Raw genomic sequence first — 18847 nt, 5'->3', positions numbered from 1 at the left:
CACAAAGCTTGATGCCCTGAGTCACTAACCTAGTGGTCATGACCCCAAACCGGGTGGAGGAGGAAGCTGGTGGAGATTTTCGGGAAAGCATTAGGAGTGCATCCATTTGCATTACAACTGCGATTAGAGCGTGCCGAAATTATTGCAGGCAATCTGGCGAATGTCGACACACCTGGTTTTTTAGCCCGGGACATCGACTATCAGCAGATCCTGCAACAGGTAGAAAGTGGGATCCAGGCCGGTCAGAGCCGGCCGGCATTACCTGAGTTGGGACATGAACTGTTGTACCGGGTGCCATATCAAGCTGCTGCCGATGGCAATACCGCAGAGTTGAATGTGGAACAGGCAAAATTTGCCGGGAACAGTATGGATTTTCAAACCAGTTTTACGTTTTTAAATATGAAGATCAGTGGCTTGCATAAAGCTATTCGCGGAGAGTAAGGATGTCATTTTCAGCAATTTATGATGTCAGTGGCAGTGCCATGCGGGCACAGGTGATGCGGCTGGACACTATCGCCTCCAATATGGCGAATGCCAATACCGCAGCTGCCACTGAAGCCGGCGCATACCGGGCGTTAAAGCCGGTATTTGCTGCGCTCTACAGCCAGACGGCCGAAAAGCAGAGTTTATCAGCGCAGGTGCAAATGCTGGGTGTGACCGCATCCGATCGCACCGTTGAACAGCGCTTTGAACCAAACAATCCGTTGGCGAATGCTGATGGTTACGTGTTTTATTCCAACGTCAATCCACTGGAAGAAATGGCCGATATGATGGCCGCGTCACGCAGCTATCAAACCTCAGTCGAGGTGATGAGCCGGGTTGCCAGTATGCAGCAGAGTATTCTGCGGTTGGGTCAATAACAGGAGGTCCAGGTGACAGCAATCAGTGGTTTTGCCAACGCAACCGCGACGACGCAGACTAACCCGGTAGCCCGGAACAGCGTTGAAGCAGAAGGTCTGTCAACGATGTTTTTGGAATTACTGGTGGCGCAGATCCGGCACCAGAATCCGCTGGACCCGCTGGATGGGACCCAGTACGTCAGTCAGCTCGCCGAATTCGCCAACGTCGAAAGCTTACAGGCGATGAAAATCAGCCTGAATAAAAACAGCAATCTGTTAGATAGCTTGCAAGCGCTGGAGGCGACGGCCTTGGTCGGCACCCTGGTCGATGTCAAAGCCGATGCCGTGGTGCTGGAGCAGCGCGCCGCAGTGCGTGGTGCCATTAACCTTGGCGTTGAAGCCGAGGCGGTCAACGTCAAACTCTACAGCGCCGACGGGAATTTAGTCAGTGAGCAGCAACTCGCCTACAGCGGTGTTGGCACCCTGCGCTTCGAATTTCCGGCACAGGCGGTAGGTGGGTATTACGTTCAGGCAACGGCGACCATTAATGGCCGGCCGCAGCCGCTGCAAACCTGGTTAAGCGGTGAGGTGGAGCGGGTGTCGGTTGGTGCCAGCAAGGACGACATCATGCTGCAGGTAAACGGCCTTGGCAACCACGGGTTACTGGAAATTAATCAGCTGGCCTATAAGGGCTAAGGAATCAACATGTCTATTCTGAACATCGGTCTGAGCGGTCTGGCCGCGTCGCAAAAAGCGCTGGAAGTCACCAGTAATAATATCGCTAACTCTGCCACCGCCGGCTATAAAAGTGCCACTGCCGAGTTCGCTGCCGTTTATAACGGTGGTCAGCGCGGTGGGGTGATGGTTAACGATATCCGGGAAAACTTTACCAAAACCGGCAATCTGGTGAATACCGGCTTTGCCTTGGATCTGGCGATAACCGGTAAGGGCTTTTTCGTGGTCTCCGACAACGGCCGGTTGGCCTATACTCAGGCCGGACAGTTTGGTCTGGATAACCAACAAAATATCGTCAACGCCAATGGCAATAATCTGCAGGGATACGGCATCGATCTGGAAGGCAATCTGGTGCCCGGGATCCTGACCAATCTGAAAGTAGAAGCCACTAATATCCCCGCCAAAGCCACAGCGCGGGTTGATTTCTCGCTAAACCTGAGTGCGTCGAGCAACGTGATCCCTTATCCGGTTAACGCAAACCCGGCGACCGGTCCGCTGACTGATGCTGAAGCTTTCGACCCGAAAAATGGCAGCGCATATAACTTTTCGCAATCGACCGAGGTGTTTGACTCACTCGGTAATAGCCATACGCTGACTCAGTACTTCAACCATCTGGGTAACAATGAGTGGCAGGTCATGTACTTCGTTGATGGTGAACCACTGGTCGTTGATGATCCGGCTGTCGCCCCGGCGACGTCTGCCCAGTTGGGGTTACCTAACGGCGCTACCCTGGGCACTCAGTGGGTAAAAACGGAGAGTGGTTATCAGGCTGCCGCCGTTGCTACCGTCACCTTTGGTGCTGATGGTCAGATGCAGCCTTTGGGCACGCTGCCTGCACCGCTGACCGCACCGGATGACAATAAAGTCGACCCCTATAACCAGCGCGAAATTGTGCTGAACTTTGCTGCAGCCGGCGCTGAGCCGATGAGTGTGACCTTAGACATGGTTAAGACAACGCAGTTTGGCAGCGCCTTTGCGATGTATACCAATAATGCGGATGGCTATACCGCGGGTGAGTTTACCGGAGTCAGCGTTGCAGAAAATGGCATGGTGTTCGCCAACTTCTCAAATGGTGCCAATAAGCTGCAGGGACAGGTGGTGTTAGCCTCCTTTGCCAATATGGGCGGGCTGGAAAATGGTAACAACAACCTGTGGTATGCCTCAGCCGCTTCAGGTACGGCGTTATATGGTACGCCGGCGGAAGGCAGCTATGGTGGTTTGCTCTCCGGCGCCTATATGGGCTCCAATGTGGATGTTAGTGAGCAACTGGTTGATTTAATGAAGTTTCAGCAAAACTATCAGGCCAACGCCAAAACCATCAGTACCGCAGATCAGATGATGCAAGTGTTGTTTAACGCGACCTAAGGGCTGAACGATGGAACGCTTAATCTATACCGCAGTATCCGGCGCCGAGCTGGCGCAAACCGCGCTGCGGGTCACCGCCAACAATCTGGCTAACGTCAATACCGCAGGTTTTAAAGCCGATATTGAGCAAGCGCAATCGATGATGGTGGCGGGCAATGGTTTTCGCACCCGTTATCAGGCCCAGCTGATGCCGGTAGCAACGGATCTGGCCGCCGGAGCCATTATGGAAACCGGGCGTGATCTGGATCTGGTGGTTAGTGACGGCGGCTTTATTGCGGTACTGGATGCCAATGGCGAAGAAGCCTACACCCGGGCCGGTAATCTTCAGGTGACGGCTGATGGCCAGTTACAAGTAAGTGGCTATGCCGTGGCGGGTGCCCAGGGGCCCTTGGTGCTACCGGAGTTTGGTGATATCGATATCAGTGCCGATGGCACCATCAATCTGTTACCGGTCGGTGGTGGCGTTATTGCGCAGGAAGGGCAGATTAAGCTGGTGCGGGCGCAAGGGCAACCCATGCTGAAAGGTCTGGATGGGCTACTGCGACCGCAGGATGGTGCCGTACTGGCAGCGGACGCCAGCGTTAGTGTACGCAGCGGTATGCTGGAAGGCTCTAACGTCAACGCTGTGGAGCAGATGGTGGCAACTATGAATATCAGCCGCCAGTTCGAGATGAATATCAAAATGATGAAAGCTGCTGATGAGCTGGCCGTAACAGGCAACAAGCTGATTAGCGGTGCCAGCTGAGGAACAGAGCGATGAATGCAGCATTATGGGTAAGTAAAACCGGTCTGGCCGCACAGGATATGCGGATGACGACTATCTCCAATAACCTGGCCAACGTCAGCACTGTCGGTTTTAAAAAAGACCGGGTGGTATTTGAAGATCTGTTCTATCAGGTCCAGCGCCAACCGGGTACGCAGGCTGACGAGTTAAATCAGGTCCCGTCGGGTATCCAGGTCGGAACCGGGGTGCGGATCAATGGTACTCAGAAAATCTTCACCGAAGGCACCTTTGAAACAACCAATAATCAATTGGATGTCGCCATTGCCGGTCAGGGCTTTTTTCAGATCGAAAGCCCGGACGGAGAAATTCTCTATACCCGTAACGGCCAGTTTCAGCTAAATGCCGAGTCGCTCATCGTCAACAGTAACGGTTTACCGCTGGCGCAAAATCTGGATATCCCGGAAAACGCGACTAAGGTGACCATCGGTCGCGACGGTACCGTCACGGCGGTGATTGCCGGTGAGGTGGAGCCAGTCGAAATCGGCCAGATTTTGCTGGTTAACTTTGTCAACCCGGCAGGTTTGGAAGCGCTGGGCGGCAATCTGTTCCGCGCCACTGCTGCCTCAGGTGAGGCGGTTGAGGGCGTGCCGGGTGAAGAAGCCTATGGCAGCCTGCAGCAGTTTACCCTGGAAGGCTCCAACGTCAGTGTGGTGGATGAAATGGTCAATATGATCGCAGTACAACGTGCTTATGAGATGAATGCCAAGGTCGTCTCAGCCGCTGATGATATGTTGCGCTTCCTGAACCAGAACGTCTAAGGAGCAACAAATGAAAGGATGGCCACTGTTCCTGCTGTTGTTGACTGCCTGCAGCAGCAAACCTTTTCCCGGCGCCAATTACGAAGATTGGCCTGAGGTCAATGCGGAGTATTTTTTGCAGGAGCAGGAAGTGGCTGGCAATAGCCCGGGTAGTCTGTACAGCGACCATTTTATGTTCGCCTTGTATGAGGACAAGCGGGCATATCGGGTCGGCGATATCCTGACCGTGGAGCTGAACGAGCGCACCCAATCCAGCAAGCAGGCCGATGCCAGCACAGGTCGTAGCACTAATATTAATGTCGGGGTACCGCTGGCTGGTAATCTGAATACCAGTGACGCGGCGCTGCAATTACGCTCCAATCAGGCGTTTGATGGTGAGAGCAGTGCCAGCCAGCAAAATTTTCTGCGCGGCTCTATTACCGTCAGGGTGACCCAGGTGTTGCCGAACGGTGCCTTGGCAATCCGCGGCGAGAAATGGATCCGGCTGAATCAGGGTGATGAGTATTTGCGCTTGCAAGGGCTGGTGCGGCCGGAAGATATTGATGTGACCAACCGGATCTCGTCGCAGCGGATTGCCGATGCGCGCATCAGTTATTCGGCCAAAGGTGAGCTGGCACGTGCCAATCAGGCGGGCTGGTTTAGCCGGATCTTCTCAGTGGTCAATCCGTTTTAGGTGAGCTATGCGTAAAGTATTAAGTCTGTGCTGGATTTGGGTGCTGCTGTGGGGCAGCGCCGGCGTGGCTAAGGAGCGGCCGCTGCTGGATCTGGTTGATGTGCAGGGCGTGCGGGAAAACCAATTGGTGGGTTACGGCCTGGTGGTCGGCTTACCCGGCTCAGGCGACCGGGCACAGGTTAAGTTCGCCGCGCAGTCGCTGAATAATATGTTAAAGCAGTTTGGGGTGCAGCTGGATGAGAGTTCGCTGCCCAAGTCCCGCAACGTGGCGGCCGTGGCGGTACAGGCAACACTGCCGGCGATGGCCAGCCCGGGGCAAAGTATAGACGTGACTATAATGTCGCTTGGGGACGCCAAAAGCCTGCATGGTGGCAGTCTGATGTTGACACCGTTACGCGGAGTTGACGGTAAGGTCTATGCGTTAGCGCAGGGTAATCTGGTGGTGGGCGGCATGAATGCCAGCGGCGCCAACGGCTCCTCGGTCACCATTAATACGCCAACAGCCGGGATCATCCCGAACGGTGCCATTATCGAACGTTCGGTCACAGACTTTTTTCAAACGCAAAGCGACGTGGTGTTAAATCTGAAACAGCCGAACTATCAAACTGCGCGCAATATCGTTAATGCAGTGAATCAGGTGTTCGGCCCCTCGGTTGCCCGGGCGGAGAACTGGGGGAAACTGGTGTTAAGTGCACCGGCGGATCCGAATAGTCGCAATACCTTTATGTCGATGCTGCAGGATATCCGGGTACGCGAGGGTGCCGGGCGGCCTCGGGTGGTGTTTAACAGTCGCACCGGTACTGTGGTGATCAACGAGCTGGTCCGGGTTAAACCGGCGGCGGTGACGCACGGTAGCCTGACGATTACCATCACCGAGACTGAAGGGGCCGTGCAGCCAAATGCCTTTGCTGGCGGCCGTACCGTGCCGGTACAGCAAAGCGATGTCAATATCCGGCAGCAGAGAAACAATATGATGCTGTGGCCAGAGGGCACCTCGCTGGAAACCATTGTGCAGGCAATCAATAGCCTGGGCGCTACACCGGCCGAATTAATGTCGATCCTGATTGCGCTGGATAATGCCGGTGCGCTGGAAGCGGATTTGCTGGTGATCTGAGGAAAATCATGAAATTGGATACCACACAGCTGTTGGCCTTCGATCCGATGCAAAGCCAGCGCATTCATCAAAACCTGTCGGAAACTGATAGCTTGCAGCAGGCGGCAGAGCAATTTGAAGCGATCTTCCTGCAATTGGTATTGAAAAATATGCATACCGCAACGGACGCACTTGGCACTGAAGATGGCCTCTTCGCGTCGAAAGAGCAACAGTTGTTCCGGGATATGCATGATGCCCAGTTGGCGCAGCACCTGGCCGGACAGCGACAGTTAGGTTTGGCTGAAGCCATAGTGCGGCAATTAGGCGCCGGTTTGACTGAGACGGAAAATAAATTTAAGGAATTACACGCTGCGGTCGCTTTGCAGGATCAGGTGCCGGTGCAGGTGAATCCGGCCATTGATTACCACAGCAGAGGGTTGGTGCAACCCTTGTTGCTGCCACTGAGGCCGGAGGAGCTGAACTGATGAGTCTGTTATCAAATGCCGTAAGTGGCCTGAACGCCGCGAATCTGGCGTTGCAGGTCGCCGGTAACAATACTGCCAATGCGGCCGTGAAAGGCTATAGCCGTCAGTCCGTGTACCTGAACACCGCCAGCGGTGCGCTGAATGGAGTTAAGGTCACCAAGGTTGATCGTATCGTGAACAATTACCTGAATCACGATATCTGGCGCAGCAGTGCAGATATGAGCTATTACCAGGGATTTCAGAGCTATTTGGGTTTTATTGAGCAGGTGGTTGGTGCTGAGTCGCTGAACCTGAATGATGCGGTCGCGCAGATCACCTCGGCATTAAACGCAGCGCTGGCGCAACCTGACTCGCCAGCCTACCGGCAACAAGTATTATCGACTGCGGATGCGCTGGTGCAGGATATGGCGCAGCTTAATGGCGCGCTGGATGGGCAACGCTTAAAGCTTGGCAAAGAGTTGTCGGATTTGGCCGCCAACAGCAGTTCTTTGACGGCACAGATCGCGGAGCTGAATCAGCGCATCAGCAAAGCGCAGGCGCTGAACGAGCCAGTGGCAGAATTGCAGGATGGACGCGAGCGGTTGGTGACGGAACTGGCGGGTTATCTCAACGTCAGTGTGCTGGAGCAGGCAGATGGCTCAATCAGCATCAGTACAATCAACGGCTCACCGCTGGTAATTGGCAATAAAGCGGCCAGCTTTAGCGTACTGGATAATGCGGTTAGCGTGAGCTTCAACCAGCAGCAGTATCCATTAACCGCGACTATCGGCGGGCGGCTCGGCGGTTTGATTGCGGTACAGCAGCAAGTATTGGAGCCGGTGACGGCGCAATTTAACGACTTTCTGGCGACAATGGCCGACAACGTCAATGCGGCGCTGGCTGCCGGTTTTGATTTGAATGGTGACGCTGGCAAACCTCTGTTTGTCTATGAGGCGGCAAGTCCCCTTAGTTCGCTGCGGCGCAATCCCGATATTACGCCGGCTGAACTGGCGTTTCGCGGTGACGCTACCGCAGGTGTGGGCGATAACAGTAATATCGCCGCCATCGTCAATGCCTTTAACAGTGCCGCGCCGGGTTATAACAGTCTGATCGGTGAGCTAGCCATTCAGAGTAAGCAGGTGCAAAGCAGTATCAAAACCGCGCAAATTCTTAATAGCAATGCTGTTAGCGCGCGGGAGAGTATCAGTGGTGTCAATCTGGATGAAGAAGCCGCCAATATTCTGTTTTATCAGAATATGTACGCCGCCAATGCCAAAGTTATCAGTACGGCGGATGAATTGTTCCGCACCCTGATCAATGCCTTCTAGGAGAGCCTATGCGAGTTAGTAGCAGTCAGTTTTATACCGATAACCTGCGTTATATTCAGCAAAATAATACTGAGCTGGCGAAACTGACGGTACAAATGGCCACCAAAAACCGTATTCAGCGCCCCTCTGATGATCCGCTTGGCGCCGTGATGTTACTGACGCTAAATGCAGAACTAAAAACGCTGGAGCAATACGGCGCCAATATGAATGCGGTCAACTATAGCCTTGGACAGCAGGAAACCCAGCTCAACGGTATTGTGAATACGCTGTTGTCGTTACAGGGGTTGGTGACCACCGCTGCCGATGGCAGTGCCGGCGATACCGAGCTCAGAGCGTTGGGGCAGGAAATGTCGGTGCTGTTTCCGGCTATTCTGGATTTCCTGAATGCCAAAGACGGCAATGACCGTTACTACTTCTCCGGCAGTTTGAGCGATACACCGCCTTTTGTGCGGGATTTGGCCGGTATCTATAGCTATCAGGGCGATGCCCTGGTGCGGCAGGTGAAGGTCTCCGACACCTCCAGCGTCGCCAGTAATATTATCGGCGAAGCGTTGGACCCGGCGGCGGGCTTTTTGAATCAGATGCAACAGTACCTGGATCTGATTAACAGCACTCCGGCCGGAGGGGTGGGTGATGAATCACGGCAGATGATTGACAACATCAACAGTTTCCTGGCCAATGTAACCGGGGAGATCACCCGTATCGGTGGCATTCGGGCGTCGCTGGATGAACTGGCCATCGCTAACAGTGAAATCGGTCTTTTTACCGAAGAGCTGAAGGAAGAAGTGAAAACCATCAACGACGCTGAAGTCTTTATCCGGCTGAATCAGGTGACGGCATCCTATGAGTCGTCATTAAAGGTCTATTCCACCGTGTCCAGGTTGTCCCTGTTCTCCATGCTATAGTAAGGCGATGCCATGATAGTAAAGCCAGGCAGCAGCCCGGTTGTCGCCACCACCCCGGTTAAGGCGAAAAAAAGCCAGCGTGGCGAGCGGCAAAAACTGGCAGCACAGTCATTACCGCGCAGCGCCAGCGCGGGGGCTGCCCGGCAAATTGTGATTCTGCAGCGTTGGGCGCACACTGCCGGCCTGAATTATACCCTGAGCCGCCAGCAGCTGGCGGAACAAAGCTATCGCTATCTTTACAGTGCGCTGGAGCAACTGCGCCGGCCACTGCAACAGAACTACCAAACACATCTCTCTGCCGCAGAAGCACAGCAGTTGCAGCAACAGCTGGCCCAACTGGTGGTATGGCAGGACAGCAATGACACCGCGCTCGATGCAGAGTGGCTGCCGCTGCTACAACCGCAAAGCCGCTGTCAGCGGGTCCTGACCTCTCGTATTGATTTGCTGTCGCAGCGTGCTCAACCAGAGTTAATCCGTATTTTACTGGGACGCAGCGGCGATGCTGTCAGTATTGAGCTGGCTGCTGATGCGACACCTGAGGCTAATTTAGCGCAGTTAAAACAGGCCTTTTCACGGCTACAGATCGCGGTAGAACTGAATGCCGCAGCGCAGTTGCAGTTTAGTGTCGCTAGCGCAGAGCGGCGTAAGCTGGAGGAAAACTGGCAGTTAAGTGGTGATGGTATTCGTGTCGCGGCAGGTAATCCGATCAGTGTCAGTTTGCAGCGTCCGCTTGGCCGGCTGGCCAGGTTGGTGCAAAGCGTGGCTGCGGAGCAGAATCCGGCGGCGCTGGTCAGCTACTTTAGTGAGGCGCAGCAGTATCTGCGCCAGCAGCTAAAAGCGCTACAACAGTTACAGTCGGAATTGAGTCTTACGGTAAATCAATATGCGCCACCATACCCGCCAGAGCAGGCTGCTGAACTGCAGGCGATCAGTGAGTTGCTGCTGGCGGCCATGCAACCAGAGAGTCCGCTGGCGGTCAGTGCGTTACTGGCACAATCCCAGGTATCTGCGCCTTTAGTCAGTTTTGCCCTAAAAATCGAAAAATCCGGAAAATTTATTTAAGTTCCCGTCCAGAGCTGTCGCTTTACAGTTATGAGCATCAATCACAGGAGATTTAACGATGGCTTTATCTGTTCAGTCCAATATGTCCTCTAAACTGGTACAAACCCAGTTAACCCGCACTAACAATGATCTGTCAGTGTCTCTGCAGCGTTTAGGTACTGGCTTCCGGGTCAACTCAGCTAAAGACGATGCGGCCGGTTTACAGATCGCAACCCGTCTGAACGCGCAGTTACGCGGCCAGGAAGCGGCGATTGGTAATGCCAATAACGCCAAATCTATGCTGCAAACCGCCGAGGGCGCTTTTGACGAGATGACCAATATCGCGCTGCGGATGAAAGAGCTGGCCACGCAGGCAGCCAACGGTACTAACGAAGCTGGCGAATATGATGCGCTGGATGCCGAGTATCAGGCTCTGGGTGAAGAACTGGCCAACATTATGGCCAACACCTCTTACGGCAATGGCACTAACCTGTTAACTGATGCTGGTAAGTTTGGCGTCGCTGGCGGCGTTGATTTCCAGGTTGGCGCTTCTACTGCTGAAGTGTTAAACGTTGATGTTTCAACCGAAGTTCAGGCGCTGAATGCGGCTATCGGTCTGACCGGTGCCTTAGCGGTTGGCGATCTGCAAAGCCAGGCTAACGGTACTACGGCTATCGGTACAGTAGATGATTTAATCGACGATATCGGTGCCGCCCGCTCAGCTCTGGGTGCGTCGATGAACCGTTTAGACCACACTATCAACAACCTGCAAAATATGGCGCAAAACACTGACGCGGCCAAAGGTCAGATTATGGACGCCGATTTTGCCAAAGAAACGTCAAATATGACTAAGCAGCAACTGTTGATGAACGCGGGTATTTCGGTACTGAGCGCCTCTAACAGCACGACTCAGCTGATTGGTTCTTTACTGCGTTAATTCAGATAGCGCTTACCTCTGGCAACAGCAGGTAATGTTACCAGGCTGGCGGCGTCATGCCGCCGGCCTTCTTAGTTTGAGGGCTTTTTTATGTCATTTATGTCGATTGATCCCGCCAACCTGGCCAGCCAATATACCCAGATTGAACGTGCTAAGAAAGACAGCTTGCTGTCGGCGAAAACGACCGCTTTTAATGCGCAACTTAATGCCATAAAAAAGCTGGAAAGCCAGCTAAAAAGCTTTGTCACCCAGCTGGGTAATACTCAGAAAAATCAGAGTTTACTTCGTAATACCGCCACCAGTAGCAACGATAGCACGGTAAAAGCCACCGCCAGTAACAAGGCCGTGGCCGGTGAATATGAAATTTTTGTGCAACAGCTGGCGCAAAATCATCAACTCGCGCTGTCGTTTACACCGGATACCACCTTACCTGCCGATGGTGACTTTACCGTAGCTTTTGCCGGCGGCAGTTTAACGGTAGATTTAGCCAATTTACCTGCGAACGCCAGCTTAACGGATCTGGTGAATGCCATTAATAACCATGCTGACAACCCGGCGAATAGTGGGGTGCGGGCCACGTTATTGCGTAGCAATGGCGAAACCTTTTTGATGATTTCAAGTGAAAAAACCGGTGCGGATCAAACCGTAAGCCTGAATTTTAATGCTGGTGGCAGCGATGGTACTGTGTTGCAAACTGCACTGGCCGGGCAGCAGGTGTTAAAGCAGGCACAAGATGCGCAACTGCGGATCGGTGCGGATAGTGCTTTAACTATTAGCTCCGCCACTAACACCCTGACTAATGTGATTGAAGGGGTGACGTTAGAGCTGGTAAAAGCCCAAAGTGCAGGTGATAGCCCGGTAAGGCTGCAAATTGCGCAAGACCAGGGCGCAGCAAAAGACAATATTAAAAAAATCGTGGACGATTTTAACGCCCTGCACAGCTTACTCAGCTCTGATGGCAGCTTAAAAAACGACTCTACCGCACGCGGCATCCAGAATTTATTGCGCAGCAGCGTGCAGGGTGAATTTGCAGGAAAAAGTTTATACAGTGTTGGGCTGGAGTTTGACCGTAATGGCAAACTCACGATTAATAACAGCCGGTTAGAAAAGGCATTAGCTGAAGATCCGGAACAGTTAGAGGCTATGCTGAGCGGAGAAAATGGCTTACTCAGTAAAATGACAACCGCGTTGGAGCCTTACAGCAAGAGCTTTGGCATTATGAGTAAGAAACAGCAGACCGTCCAGGCGAGTTTAGAGGTGGTCAACCGGCAAAAGGCCCGGCACGATCTGGCGATGGAGCAGGTGTATAAGCGCTACGTGCTGCAGTTTACCCAAATGCAGGTGACCATTGCACAGTTGCAAAGCTCAATGAACAGTTTCGGTTAACAGGATCATAGTATGTTAGATTTTGGCAATGGTTATCAGGCGTATAAAAATACTTCAGTGGATGCCAGGGCGGCTGGTGCCGACATTCATAAGTTGGTACTGATGCTGTTTGATGGCTTTATGGACGAGCTATCGCGGGTAGAAGGACATATCCAGGCCAGACGTTTTGACCGCAAGGCGGAGAGTATTGATAAGTTGGTGAAAATCCTCGGCGGCCTGGAAGCCTCTTTGGATCAGGACAATGGCGGGGAAGTCGCCGCCAATATGCAGCGGTTATATCAATTTTGCGGTAATACCTTGTTGCAGGTGTCGTTACAGAATGATCTGAGTCAGTTGACGCTGGTGCGTGAGATTATGACCAACTTACAACAAGGCTGGCAGGGGTTAGCTGAACGCATCAGCTAACTGAACCGGGGCTGAAGCTGGCCGGCAGTTGTTTCCTGCAAAGCGGAAGTAACACTTCCGCTTTGCACTTCCTTCTTTAAATAAATTCTTATTTTTCAGTATTTTAAATCTTGGATCGCTTTTTGCCTATCAAATGCCAGTCATGCTTTTTACTGGTAGCAACCAGCGGGCACAACAGGAGATAAGCCGGTCAACAGACCGGCAAATAAAGCGATGCTGAAACAACAACAAATCCAACAGTTTGAACAGCAATTACTACGCCTGCAGAAACAATTACTGCTGCAGGCGGCTGCGGGTCAATGGACTGCAGTACGCCGCTGTGATCAACAAGTTTGCGCTCTGGTAAAGCAAATTAATAATGCGGGTTTAAAAGCAGAACTCAGCTCAGCGATGCAGGTGATGACGGCGCATTACACGGCGGTATTGCAGCAACTGATGCAACATCAAAGCGCTCTGGCGACCTTGTTGCAGCAATCAAGCCAGGATTTACAAGGGATTTCTGCTTATCAGCAAACCATGGATGCGATGATTGTTGGCAGGGATGACTAAGATGACCTTTGGTATTTTTGGCATCGCGGTGGCGTCAACGCAACAGGATAGCCGGGTCAGCACCAATGCCGCGGTAATACCGGAAGCGGAAGAGCCAACCACAGAGTCTGTTACCTTTCTGATGAATGAGCTGGTAGCCGGGCAGGAGGCGGAAATGGCGCCGTGGCAGCTTTTGCTATCAGAAGCGCAGCAGGCAGAATCCGCCTCGCTGGTACCTTTGGCATTGGCGCAAGCAACAGCCGACAATCCGACGCACGACCTGTTGTCTGATGCACCGATGCTGCCCCAGACACATTCGCTGTTGCAGGCGCTTTCTCCGGGCTTTAGCGCCGGGCCATCGTCATCTGAGCCGCTGTTAGACACTGGCACGCAGTCGGCTCTACCTGAGCTAAATACATTAGCAGACTCAAAGCAAGGCTTTGCCTTGCCGTTCTCCGTTCAGGCGATGCCGGTTGTGCCACCGTTTGACGGTAAGGTGCCAACCCCTTTGATAATCCCGGCTCAGTCATCGCTGACACTGAACCCGCCGCAGAACACAACTGGACAGTCAGGCCCCGTACCATTCCCACCAGCAGATATTTTGGCAAAGGCTACCGAGCAGGTTTCAGCTTTGCCATCAGGGCTGCAGGCTAAGAATGTTAACGCGGGGCTGTCGTCAGACTTACCACTTAGCCAGCTCACACCGGTGGCCGCAAACTCAGTTACGCTGACCGGCTTTGCCAGCGGTTCGACCGCAGCGCTGCCATCAACTTTAGCAACAGGTGCGTCTGTGCCGCTGCATCAGTGGCAGAGTCTGAGTTTGCACACACCGGTGACTCAATGGGGTAACACCTTATTTAATACGCTGCAGGACAAACTGACGTTGCAGCTGGGGCAACAAATTCAGCGGGCACAAATCCGGCTGGATCCGCCGCAGCTGGGCAGTATTGAGCTTAGGATCACCATTGACGGCGACAAAACCAGCATTCAGTTGCTGGCCGGTCAACCTCAGGTGCGGGAAGCCATGCAGCAAACTGCTGAGCTGCTGCGCCTCAGCCTGGGGCAGCATACCGGGGATGCCAGTCTGATCGATGTGCAGGTAGGTGAATTTTCGCAGCAGCAACGCTTTTTTAGCGAGGACGTGGAGCCTGCTAACCTGGTTATCGCTGCTGATGACGAGAGTGATGCTGACAGCAGAGCACCGGTCAGCCATGGCTGGATTGACCGGCTGGCCTGATAACCCAACAGATGACACCGTTGTAAGGATAGAACCATGAAGAACCTGTTACTGATTATCGCTGCCTTGCTAGTGGCCATTGCAGCCGCGCTTGGTGGGATCTGGTATAGCAATTCCACTGCTGCGCCGGTCCCGGCAACTGAGAGCCGGCCACTGTTTCATCCGTTGGAGCGCTTTGTGATCAGTGTTGCGCATGAACACCACTCGCGCTATCTGGTGTTAGAGCTGACCTTGGTCACCAGTGATGCCCAGGTCCTGGCGGTATTGGAGGAGGCTGCACCCTTACTGCGCAATGCTCTGGTTGAGCAGTTCGCCAATACTTCGCATCAACAAGCGCGGCAGGCGTTCCAGGATATTACTCAGGTGCAGCAAAGTATTTTGGAGCGGTTTAACACCACCTTACGCGGTAATAAGTACAGCCAGCAGATTGAGCAGGTGCTGATTACCAACGTCTTTATTCAGTAGGGCCCGACCATGCTGGCAGAGCAACACTGGTCAGAGTCAGAACAGCAGCACTGTTTCAGGTTGACGCCACAGGAAGAAACCCGGCTGCTGCAGCAATATGGCTATCTGGTAAAACGGGCGGCTGCACATCTGCGCAGTATGCTGGGCAGTGCCGTCGATAAGGATGATTTACAGCAGATTGGCTTAATTGGCTTGCTCAGTGCTATTCGCCGCTACGGTAGACAGACAGACGAACAGTTTGAATCCTATGCCTTTAAGCGGGTACGCGGCGCCATGCTTGATGAATTTCGCAAGCTGGACTGGCGTCCGCGCCTGCTGCGTCAGCAAGCACATCAGCTGCGGGATGCCTGCCGTGAGCTGCAGCGACAACTTGGTCGTCCGGTTACTGATGAAGAGCTGTGTCAGCATCTGCAAATTAGCCTTGAAGACTTGCTGGAGTTGCAGTATGTCGCCCAGGCAGAGGCGATGGAAAGTTTAGACCAGCTGCTATCCGGACAGGCGGAGGAACAACTGGGTAGCAGTAATCTGTCTGCGCTGGAGCTGAAGCTATCGCTGGAAAAAGTGATGGCCTCGCTACCGGAGCGCAGCAAGCTGTTGCTGCATCTGTACTACACCTACGAGCTGAATATGAAAGAAATCGCTTTGGTGCTGAATTTAACGGAGTCCAGAGTGTGTCAGTTGCACCGGCAGTCGGTGGAATTAGTCAGCAAAAAACTGGCACAGTGGTAATTATCGGGAAGAATAAATATGCAGAAAATTCTGGGTTTTGCGTTGGTATTGGGGGCTGTGGTCGGTGGCTTTATGTTTGCCGGGGGCAATGTGGCGACACTGTGGCAGCCGGCAGAGTTTGTCATTATTTTTGGCGCAGGGCTGGGGGCACTTGTTGTTGGTAACTCCCGCACTGTACTAAAAGAAATGCTGAATCAGCTGAAATATCAGTTTAAGTCAGACCAGCAGGCGGCCGAGCTCTACCGGCAGTTGCTGTTGTTGATGTATCAACTGTTGGAACTGGCGAAGAGCAAAGGTTTGCGGGAGCTGGATGAGCATGTCGAAAACCCGGAAACCAGTTCCATCTTTTTATCCTATCCGCTGGTGCTGGCGAATCAGCCACTGGTGATCTTTGTTTGCGATAACTTGCGCCTGATGAGTATGGGAAAAATCAGTGCCCATGATTTTGACAGTATGCTAGAGCAGGAAATTGCTACCATAGAGCAGGACAAGCTCAAGCCATCTGGTGCGCTGGCGGTGATTGCTGAGGCGATGCCGGGCTTCGGCATTCTGGCCGCGGTTGGTGGCATTATTATCACGATGCAGCACCTGGACGGGCCGCTTAGCAATATCGGCTACCACGTAGCTGCGGCCCTGGTTGGCACCTTTCTTGGTATTTTTGCCTGCTACTGCATGTTCGCGCCTATGGCTTCGGCGATGGAGCAAAGCGTGAAAAAGCAAATGGCGTTGCTGGAATGTGTGCGGGCGATTCTGGTCTCACATGCCAAGGGGCATGTGGCTATTGTGGCAACGGATTCTGGCCGTAAGCTGATCAATGCAGAGATTAAGCCTTCTTTCACGACACTGGAAGAATGGATTAATAATAAGGCTGCCTGATGAACAGAACTGCCCCGGTTATTTTCAAGCGCAATAGTCGTCGTACGGTCAAGGCTAAGACGGGCGGGGCCTGGAAGGTTGCCTTTGCCGATTTTACCCTGGCGATGATGGCGTTTTTTATGGTGCTGTGGATTATGGAAGTGTCCAGCGTAAAAGAGCGGGCTGAGATCGCGCACTATATGCGGACACACTCAATTTTTGACGGCAGCCCGAATCCTTTTAAACCTGAAAACAGCCCCTATCCGGTTGATCTTGGTGGTTCGCCGTCGGTAATTCGGCAGCTCGATAGCAGTGCCTTGCCGCCGGACAGCCCGGTACCTGGTATGTCGGACTATTTGCAGATCCCGGCCGGTGACGAAGCGCCACAGGGCGGCAAAGGCAAGGCGCTGACATCCTTACTGGAAGGGCAGTATGACACTTCAGCCGAGCTGAATCTGCTAATGCAGACTCTGGAGCAACTGGCCCGCGATCAACTGGCAGATCAGCATATCCAGATCGATATCGTGCCGTCCGGATTACGGGTGATTATCCGTGATAACGAACAGCAACAGATGTTCCGCCGCGGACAGATCCGGATGACGCCATTCTTTGAGGATCTATTACTAAGTCTGGCGCCGGTGTTTCAGAAAGTGCAAAACAAACTGATTATTTCCGGTCACACCGACAGCACCGCCTTTAGCGGTTCTCAGTACAGCAATTGGGAGTTATCCGGAGATCGGGCGCTGCAGGCGCGTCAGGTTCTCTCTGCCGGAGGCATGCCAGGTAACAGAGTGGCGCAGGTGTCTGCGTTCTCGGCAAACCGTCCGCTGAATACAGATAATCCGCAAGGTAGTGAAAACCGGCGCATCGAGTTACTGATCCTGACCAGTGACGCTTTTTCAGAACTAAATAAACTCTTTGCCAGCAGTGCCGAACAAAGTCCGGCCGTCGCAGATGCTGCGGCAGAAGCACGGCGGAATCAGCCGGTACTACGAACCAATCTGATGAATTAACTATGCCAAAGGTAGTAACCGATTTTAACCGTAAATTTTTTCGTTGGTATTTTGCCAGTGCCACCCAGCCAACAGCGCTACAAAGCCGTGGTGTGGCATTAAAGTTATACGCCGACACCTTATTCAGTGCTGTGTTATGCCATGCGGTATTAAAAGACATCAGTTACGGCGGTGCCGGGGTGTTGGTACCGGCCAGTGCGCAATTACCAGAGCAACTGCTGCTGGTATATGCCGGTAAGCACAAGCTAAAGGCAAAAGTGGTTTATCGGCGCCAAATCAGTGACAAGTTGTCGTTTCTGGGGCTGCGTTGGCTACCAGGCAAGGAACAATATGTATTGCAGTTGCTGCGTACGCTTAGCAAAAAAGCCTATCGCAAGCAGTTAGAAGAGATAAGTGAGCAGCATGAAGCAACTCCGGCCCCGGCCAAAATTAATTAAAGCTGAGCAATCCATTGCCGCGGATCCTTATCCGTTGACAGTGGAACAACGCCAGCATCAGCAAGCGGCACTGCATTTGAAAGCACGGCTGAACGAACTGACTCAGGTGTTGCAAATCGAGCTAAGCCGGCTACTGCACGATGTCGACTTTACGTTGGATCTGCAGCTGTGTCAGGGCACGACCTTACACAGCTGGCTGGCTGAACCTGGCCGCTTTTTATTGGCCAGTGCCTTGTCGGTGCCGCAACAGGATTGCGGCTATCTGGCGATGGACTACGTCAGTTTGCATCATCTGGTCGATCTGAGCCTGGGGGGCGAACTGACCCGTCAGCCTGACGTGGCAGATAAGGTGGAGTTAAGCCGCAGCGAGCTGCGGGTGACCAGCCGGCTGCTGCAAAAGCAGCTGCAGGCGATACAGACACTGTTATTCGGCGAGCAGGCGGCTTTTCCGGCGCAGCTGCTGCCGTTATCACAGTGCCCGCAAGGGGTACGCTATCAGGCGCTGAAGGTCAGGTTGCTGCTAAGCCATGAGGCTCTGAGTTGGTATCTGTGGCTGCCGGTCAGTTTTTTTATGCCGACCGGCAGCGCAATACCTGCTGCAGAGTCAGCGCAACCAGCGGTAGATTTAAGCCGCTGGTCACAGATCCCGGTAAAAGGACAGGTCCAGATGGCACGCTGTAAAGTTAACTTAAGTCAGTTGCAGCATTGTTTGCGCACCGGCGCCATCTTGCCCTTAGAGCTACCTGCTGAAATGCCTTTAAATCTTAATAACAAAAGCCTGTATCTGGGGCGGGTAGCCGAAGAGGGTACTGCGTTGGTGTTCCAGATTACTGCGGCTGTAACGCGAGACAACTAAATATGACGGAGAAC

General features: G+C 53.2%; 23 protein-coding genes. All 23 read left to right on the top strand.

Going from position 1 to position 18847, the window contains the following annotated elements:
• Positions 1-96: 96 nt before the first annotated feature.
• The 23 genes from flgB (at position 97) to H1D31_RS03005 (ending at position 18833) form a co-directional block, all read left to right on the top strand.
• Positions 97-441, top strand: a complete 345-nt coding sequence (flgB, locus tag H1D31_RS03115; RefSeq protein ID WP_409976771.1) for a flagellar basal body rod protein FlgB — start codon at positions 97-99, stop codon at positions 439-441.
• A gap of 2 nt (positions 442-443) precedes the next feature.
• Entirely contained in the window at positions 444-860 is a 417-nt protein-coding gene (gene flgC / locus H1D31_RS03110) for a flagellar basal body rod protein FlgC (RefSeq protein ID WP_261255926.1), read from the top strand.
• A gap of 12 nt (positions 861-872) precedes the next feature.
• On the top strand, positions 873-1535 hold the full coding sequence (locus tag H1D31_RS03105) for a flagellar hook assembly protein FlgD (protein ID WP_261255924.1): 663 nt from the start codon (positions 873-875) through the stop codon (positions 1533-1535).
• A 9-nt stretch (positions 1536-1544) separates the two neighbouring features.
• Positions 1545-2939, top strand: coding sequence for a flagellar hook protein FlgE (locus H1D31_RS03100; protein WP_261255923.1), 1395 nt, complete (start codon positions 1545-1547; stop codon positions 2937-2939).
• 10 nt (positions 2940-2949) lie between these two features.
• Positions 2950-3684: a flagellar basal body rod protein FlgF gene (locus H1D31_RS03095; RefSeq protein ID WP_261255921.1), complete on the top strand. Its 735-nt coding sequence runs from the start codon at positions 2950-2952 to the stop codon at positions 3682-3684.
• 11 nt (positions 3685-3695) lie between these two features.
• Complete coding sequence (gene flgG, locus H1D31_RS03090) at positions 3696-4481, top strand: flagellar basal-body rod protein FlgG (protein ID WP_261255920.1); 786 nt, start codon at positions 3696-3698, stop codon at positions 4479-4481.
• A gap of 10 nt (positions 4482-4491) precedes the next feature.
• A complete protein-coding gene (locus tag H1D31_RS03085) occupies positions 4492-5154 on the top strand; it encodes a flagellar basal body L-ring protein FlgH (protein WP_261255919.1) in 663 nt (220 codons plus the stop codon).
• 7 nt (positions 5155-5161) lie between these two features.
• Positions 5162-6268: a flagellar basal body P-ring protein FlgI gene (locus H1D31_RS03080; RefSeq protein ID WP_261255917.1), complete on the top strand. Its 1107-nt coding sequence runs from the start codon at positions 5162-5164 to the stop codon at positions 6266-6268.
• An 8-nt stretch (positions 6269-6276) separates the two neighbouring features.
• Positions 6277-6732 (top strand): rod-binding protein, encoded by a 456-nt coding sequence (locus H1D31_RS03075; protein ID WP_261255915.1) that lies wholly within the window; start codon positions 6277-6279, stop codon positions 6730-6732.
• A complete protein-coding gene (flgK, locus tag H1D31_RS03070; RefSeq protein ID WP_261255912.1) occupies positions 6732-8039 on the top strand; it encodes a flagellar hook-associated protein FlgK in 1308 nt (435 codons plus the stop codon). The genes H1D31_RS03075 and flgK overlap by 1 nt, the downstream gene beginning before the upstream one ends.
• A gap of 8 nt (positions 8040-8047) precedes the next feature.
• The gene (flgL, locus tag H1D31_RS03065) at positions 8048-8944 is read left to right on the top strand and encodes a flagellar hook-associated protein FlgL (protein ID WP_261255910.1); all 897 of its coding nucleotides are present in this window, start codon (positions 8048-8050) and stop codon (positions 8942-8944) included.
• A gap of 12 nt (positions 8945-8956) precedes the next feature.
• Positions 8957-10006, top strand: a complete 1050-nt coding sequence (locus H1D31_RS03060) for a hypothetical protein (RefSeq protein WP_261255908.1) — start codon at positions 8957-8959, stop codon at positions 10004-10006.
• A 58-nt stretch (positions 10007-10064) separates the two neighbouring features.
• Positions 10065-10922 carry a flagellin gene (locus H1D31_RS03055; RefSeq protein ID WP_261255907.1) on the top strand — a complete coding sequence of 286 codons (858 nt, stop codon included), beginning with the start codon at positions 10065-10067 and terminating at the stop codon, positions 10920-10922.
• 90 nt (positions 10923-11012) lie between these two features.
• Entirely contained in the window at positions 11013-12308 is a 1296-nt protein-coding gene (gene fliD / locus H1D31_RS03050; RefSeq protein ID WP_261255906.1) for a flagellar filament capping protein FliD, read from the top strand.
• Positions 12309-12320: 12 nt separating this feature from the next.
• Complete coding sequence (gene fliS, locus H1D31_RS03045; protein WP_261255904.1) at positions 12321-12713, top strand: flagellar export chaperone FliS; 393 nt, start codon at positions 12321-12323, stop codon at positions 12711-12713.
• Between the two features lie 213 nt (positions 12714-12926).
• Positions 12927-13262 (top strand): hypothetical protein, encoded by a 336-nt coding sequence (locus tag H1D31_RS03040; protein WP_261255903.1) that lies wholly within the window; start codon positions 12927-12929, stop codon positions 13260-13262.
• A 1-nt stretch (position 13263) separates the two neighbouring features.
• Positions 13264-14478 (top strand): flagellar hook-length control protein FliK, encoded by a 1215-nt coding sequence (locus tag H1D31_RS03035; RefSeq protein ID WP_261255902.1) that lies wholly within the window; start codon positions 13264-13266, stop codon positions 14476-14478.
• Between the two features lie 36 nt (positions 14479-14514).
• Positions 14515-14943: a flagellar basal body-associated protein FliL gene (fliL, locus tag H1D31_RS03030; RefSeq protein WP_261255900.1), complete on the top strand. Its 429-nt coding sequence runs from the start codon at positions 14515-14517 to the stop codon at positions 14941-14943.
• Positions 14944-14952: 9 nt separating this feature from the next.
• On the top strand, positions 14953-15672 hold the full coding sequence (locus tag H1D31_RS03025; protein WP_261255898.1) for a FliA/WhiG family RNA polymerase sigma factor: 720 nt from the start codon (positions 14953-14955) through the stop codon (positions 15670-15672).
• Between the two features lie 18 nt (positions 15673-15690).
• Positions 15691-16548 (top strand): flagellar motor stator protein MotA, encoded by an 858-nt coding sequence (gene motA, locus H1D31_RS03020; protein WP_261255896.1) that lies wholly within the window; start codon positions 15691-15693, stop codon positions 16546-16548.
• Positions 16548-17540 carry a flagellar motor protein MotB gene (locus tag H1D31_RS03015; RefSeq protein ID WP_261255893.1) on the top strand — a complete coding sequence of 331 codons (993 nt, stop codon included), beginning with the start codon at positions 16548-16550 and terminating at the stop codon, positions 17538-17540. Before motA ends, H1D31_RS03015 begins: the two co-directional genes overlap by 1 nt.
• A 2-nt stretch (positions 17541-17542) precedes the next feature.
• Entirely contained in the window at positions 17543-17977 is a 435-nt protein-coding gene (locus tag H1D31_RS03010) for a PilZ domain-containing protein (protein ID WP_261255891.1), read from the top strand.
• Positions 17943-18833 carry a hypothetical protein gene (locus H1D31_RS03005; protein WP_261255889.1) on the top strand — a complete coding sequence of 297 codons (891 nt, stop codon included), beginning with the start codon at positions 17943-17945 and terminating at the stop codon, positions 18831-18833. The genes H1D31_RS03010 and H1D31_RS03005 overlap by 35 nt, the downstream gene beginning before the upstream one ends.
• Positions 18834-18847: the final 14 nt, after the last annotated feature.

The sequence above is a fragment of the Alishewanella sp. BS5-314 genome (assembly GCF_025377695.1).
Lineage (GTDB): Bacteria > Pseudomonadota > Gammaproteobacteria > Enterobacterales > Alteromonadaceae > Alishewanella > Alishewanella aestuarii.
This window is presented reverse-complemented; position numbering and strand designations above follow the sequence as displayed.

Coding starts and splice junctions, on each gene's coding strand:
- H1D31_RS03025 (WP_261255898.1), top strand. CDS start 14,953: ATGCTGGCAGAGCAACACTGGTCAGAGTCAGAACAGCAGCACTGTTTC.
- H1D31_RS03060 (WP_261255908.1), top strand. CDS start 8,957: ATGATAGTAAAGCCAGGCAGCAGCCCGGTTGTCGCCACCACCCCGGTT.
- flgC (WP_261255926.1), top strand. CDS start 444: ATGTCATTTTCAGCAATTTATGATGTCAGTGGCAGTGCCATGCGGGCA.
- fliD (WP_261255906.1), top strand. CDS start 11,013: ATGTCATTTATGTCGATTGATCCCGCCAACCTGGCCAGCCAATATACC.
- flgK (WP_261255912.1), top strand. CDS start 6,732: ATGAGTCTGTTATCAAATGCCGTAAGTGGCCTGAACGCCGCGAATCTG.
- H1D31_RS03010 (WP_261255891.1), top strand. CDS start 17,543: ATGCCAAAGGTAGTAACCGATTTTAACCGTAAATTTTTTCGTTGGTAT.
- flgL (WP_261255910.1), top strand. CDS start 8,048: ATGCGAGTTAGTAGCAGTCAGTTTTATACCGATAACCTGCGTTATATT.
- fliS (WP_261255904.1), top strand. CDS start 12,321: ATGTTAGATTTTGGCAATGGTTATCAGGCGTATAAAAATACTTCAGTG.
- motA (WP_261255896.1), top strand. CDS start 15,691: ATGCAGAAAATTCTGGGTTTTGCGTTGGTATTGGGGGCTGTGGTCGGT.
- H1D31_RS03095 (WP_261255921.1), top strand. CDS start 2,950: ATGGAACGCTTAATCTATACCGCAGTATCCGGCGCCGAGCTGGCGCAA.
- fliL (WP_261255900.1), top strand. CDS start 14,515: ATGAAGAACCTGTTACTGATTATCGCTGCCTTGCTAGTGGCCATTGCA.
- H1D31_RS03040 (WP_261255903.1), top strand. CDS start 12,927: ATGCTGAAACAACAACAAATCCAACAGTTTGAACAGCAATTACTACGC.
- flgG (WP_261255920.1), top strand. CDS start 3,696: ATGAATGCAGCATTATGGGTAAGTAAAACCGGTCTGGCCGCACAGGAT.
- H1D31_RS03085 (WP_261255919.1), top strand. CDS start 4,492: ATGAAAGGATGGCCACTGTTCCTGCTGTTGTTGACTGCCTGCAGCAGC.
- H1D31_RS03100 (WP_261255923.1), top strand. CDS start 1,545: ATGTCTATTCTGAACATCGGTCTGAGCGGTCTGGCCGCGTCGCAAAAA.
- H1D31_RS03015 (WP_261255893.1), top strand. CDS start 16,548: ATGAACAGAACTGCCCCGGTTATTTTCAAGCGCAATAGTCGTCGTACG.
- H1D31_RS03080 (WP_261255917.1), top strand. CDS start 5,162: ATGCGTAAAGTATTAAGTCTGTGCTGGATTTGGGTGCTGCTGTGGGGC.
- H1D31_RS03055 (WP_261255907.1), top strand. CDS start 10,065: ATGGCTTTATCTGTTCAGTCCAATATGTCCTCTAAACTGGTACAAACC.
- H1D31_RS03035 (WP_261255902.1), top strand. CDS start 13,264: ATGACCTTTGGTATTTTTGGCATCGCGGTGGCGTCAACGCAACAGGAT.
- H1D31_RS03005 (WP_261255889.1), top strand. CDS start 17,943: ATGAAGCAACTCCGGCCCCGGCCAAAATTAATTAAAGCTGAGCAATCC.
- H1D31_RS03075 (WP_261255915.1), top strand. CDS start 6,277: ATGAAATTGGATACCACACAGCTGTTGGCCTTCGATCCGATGCAAAGC.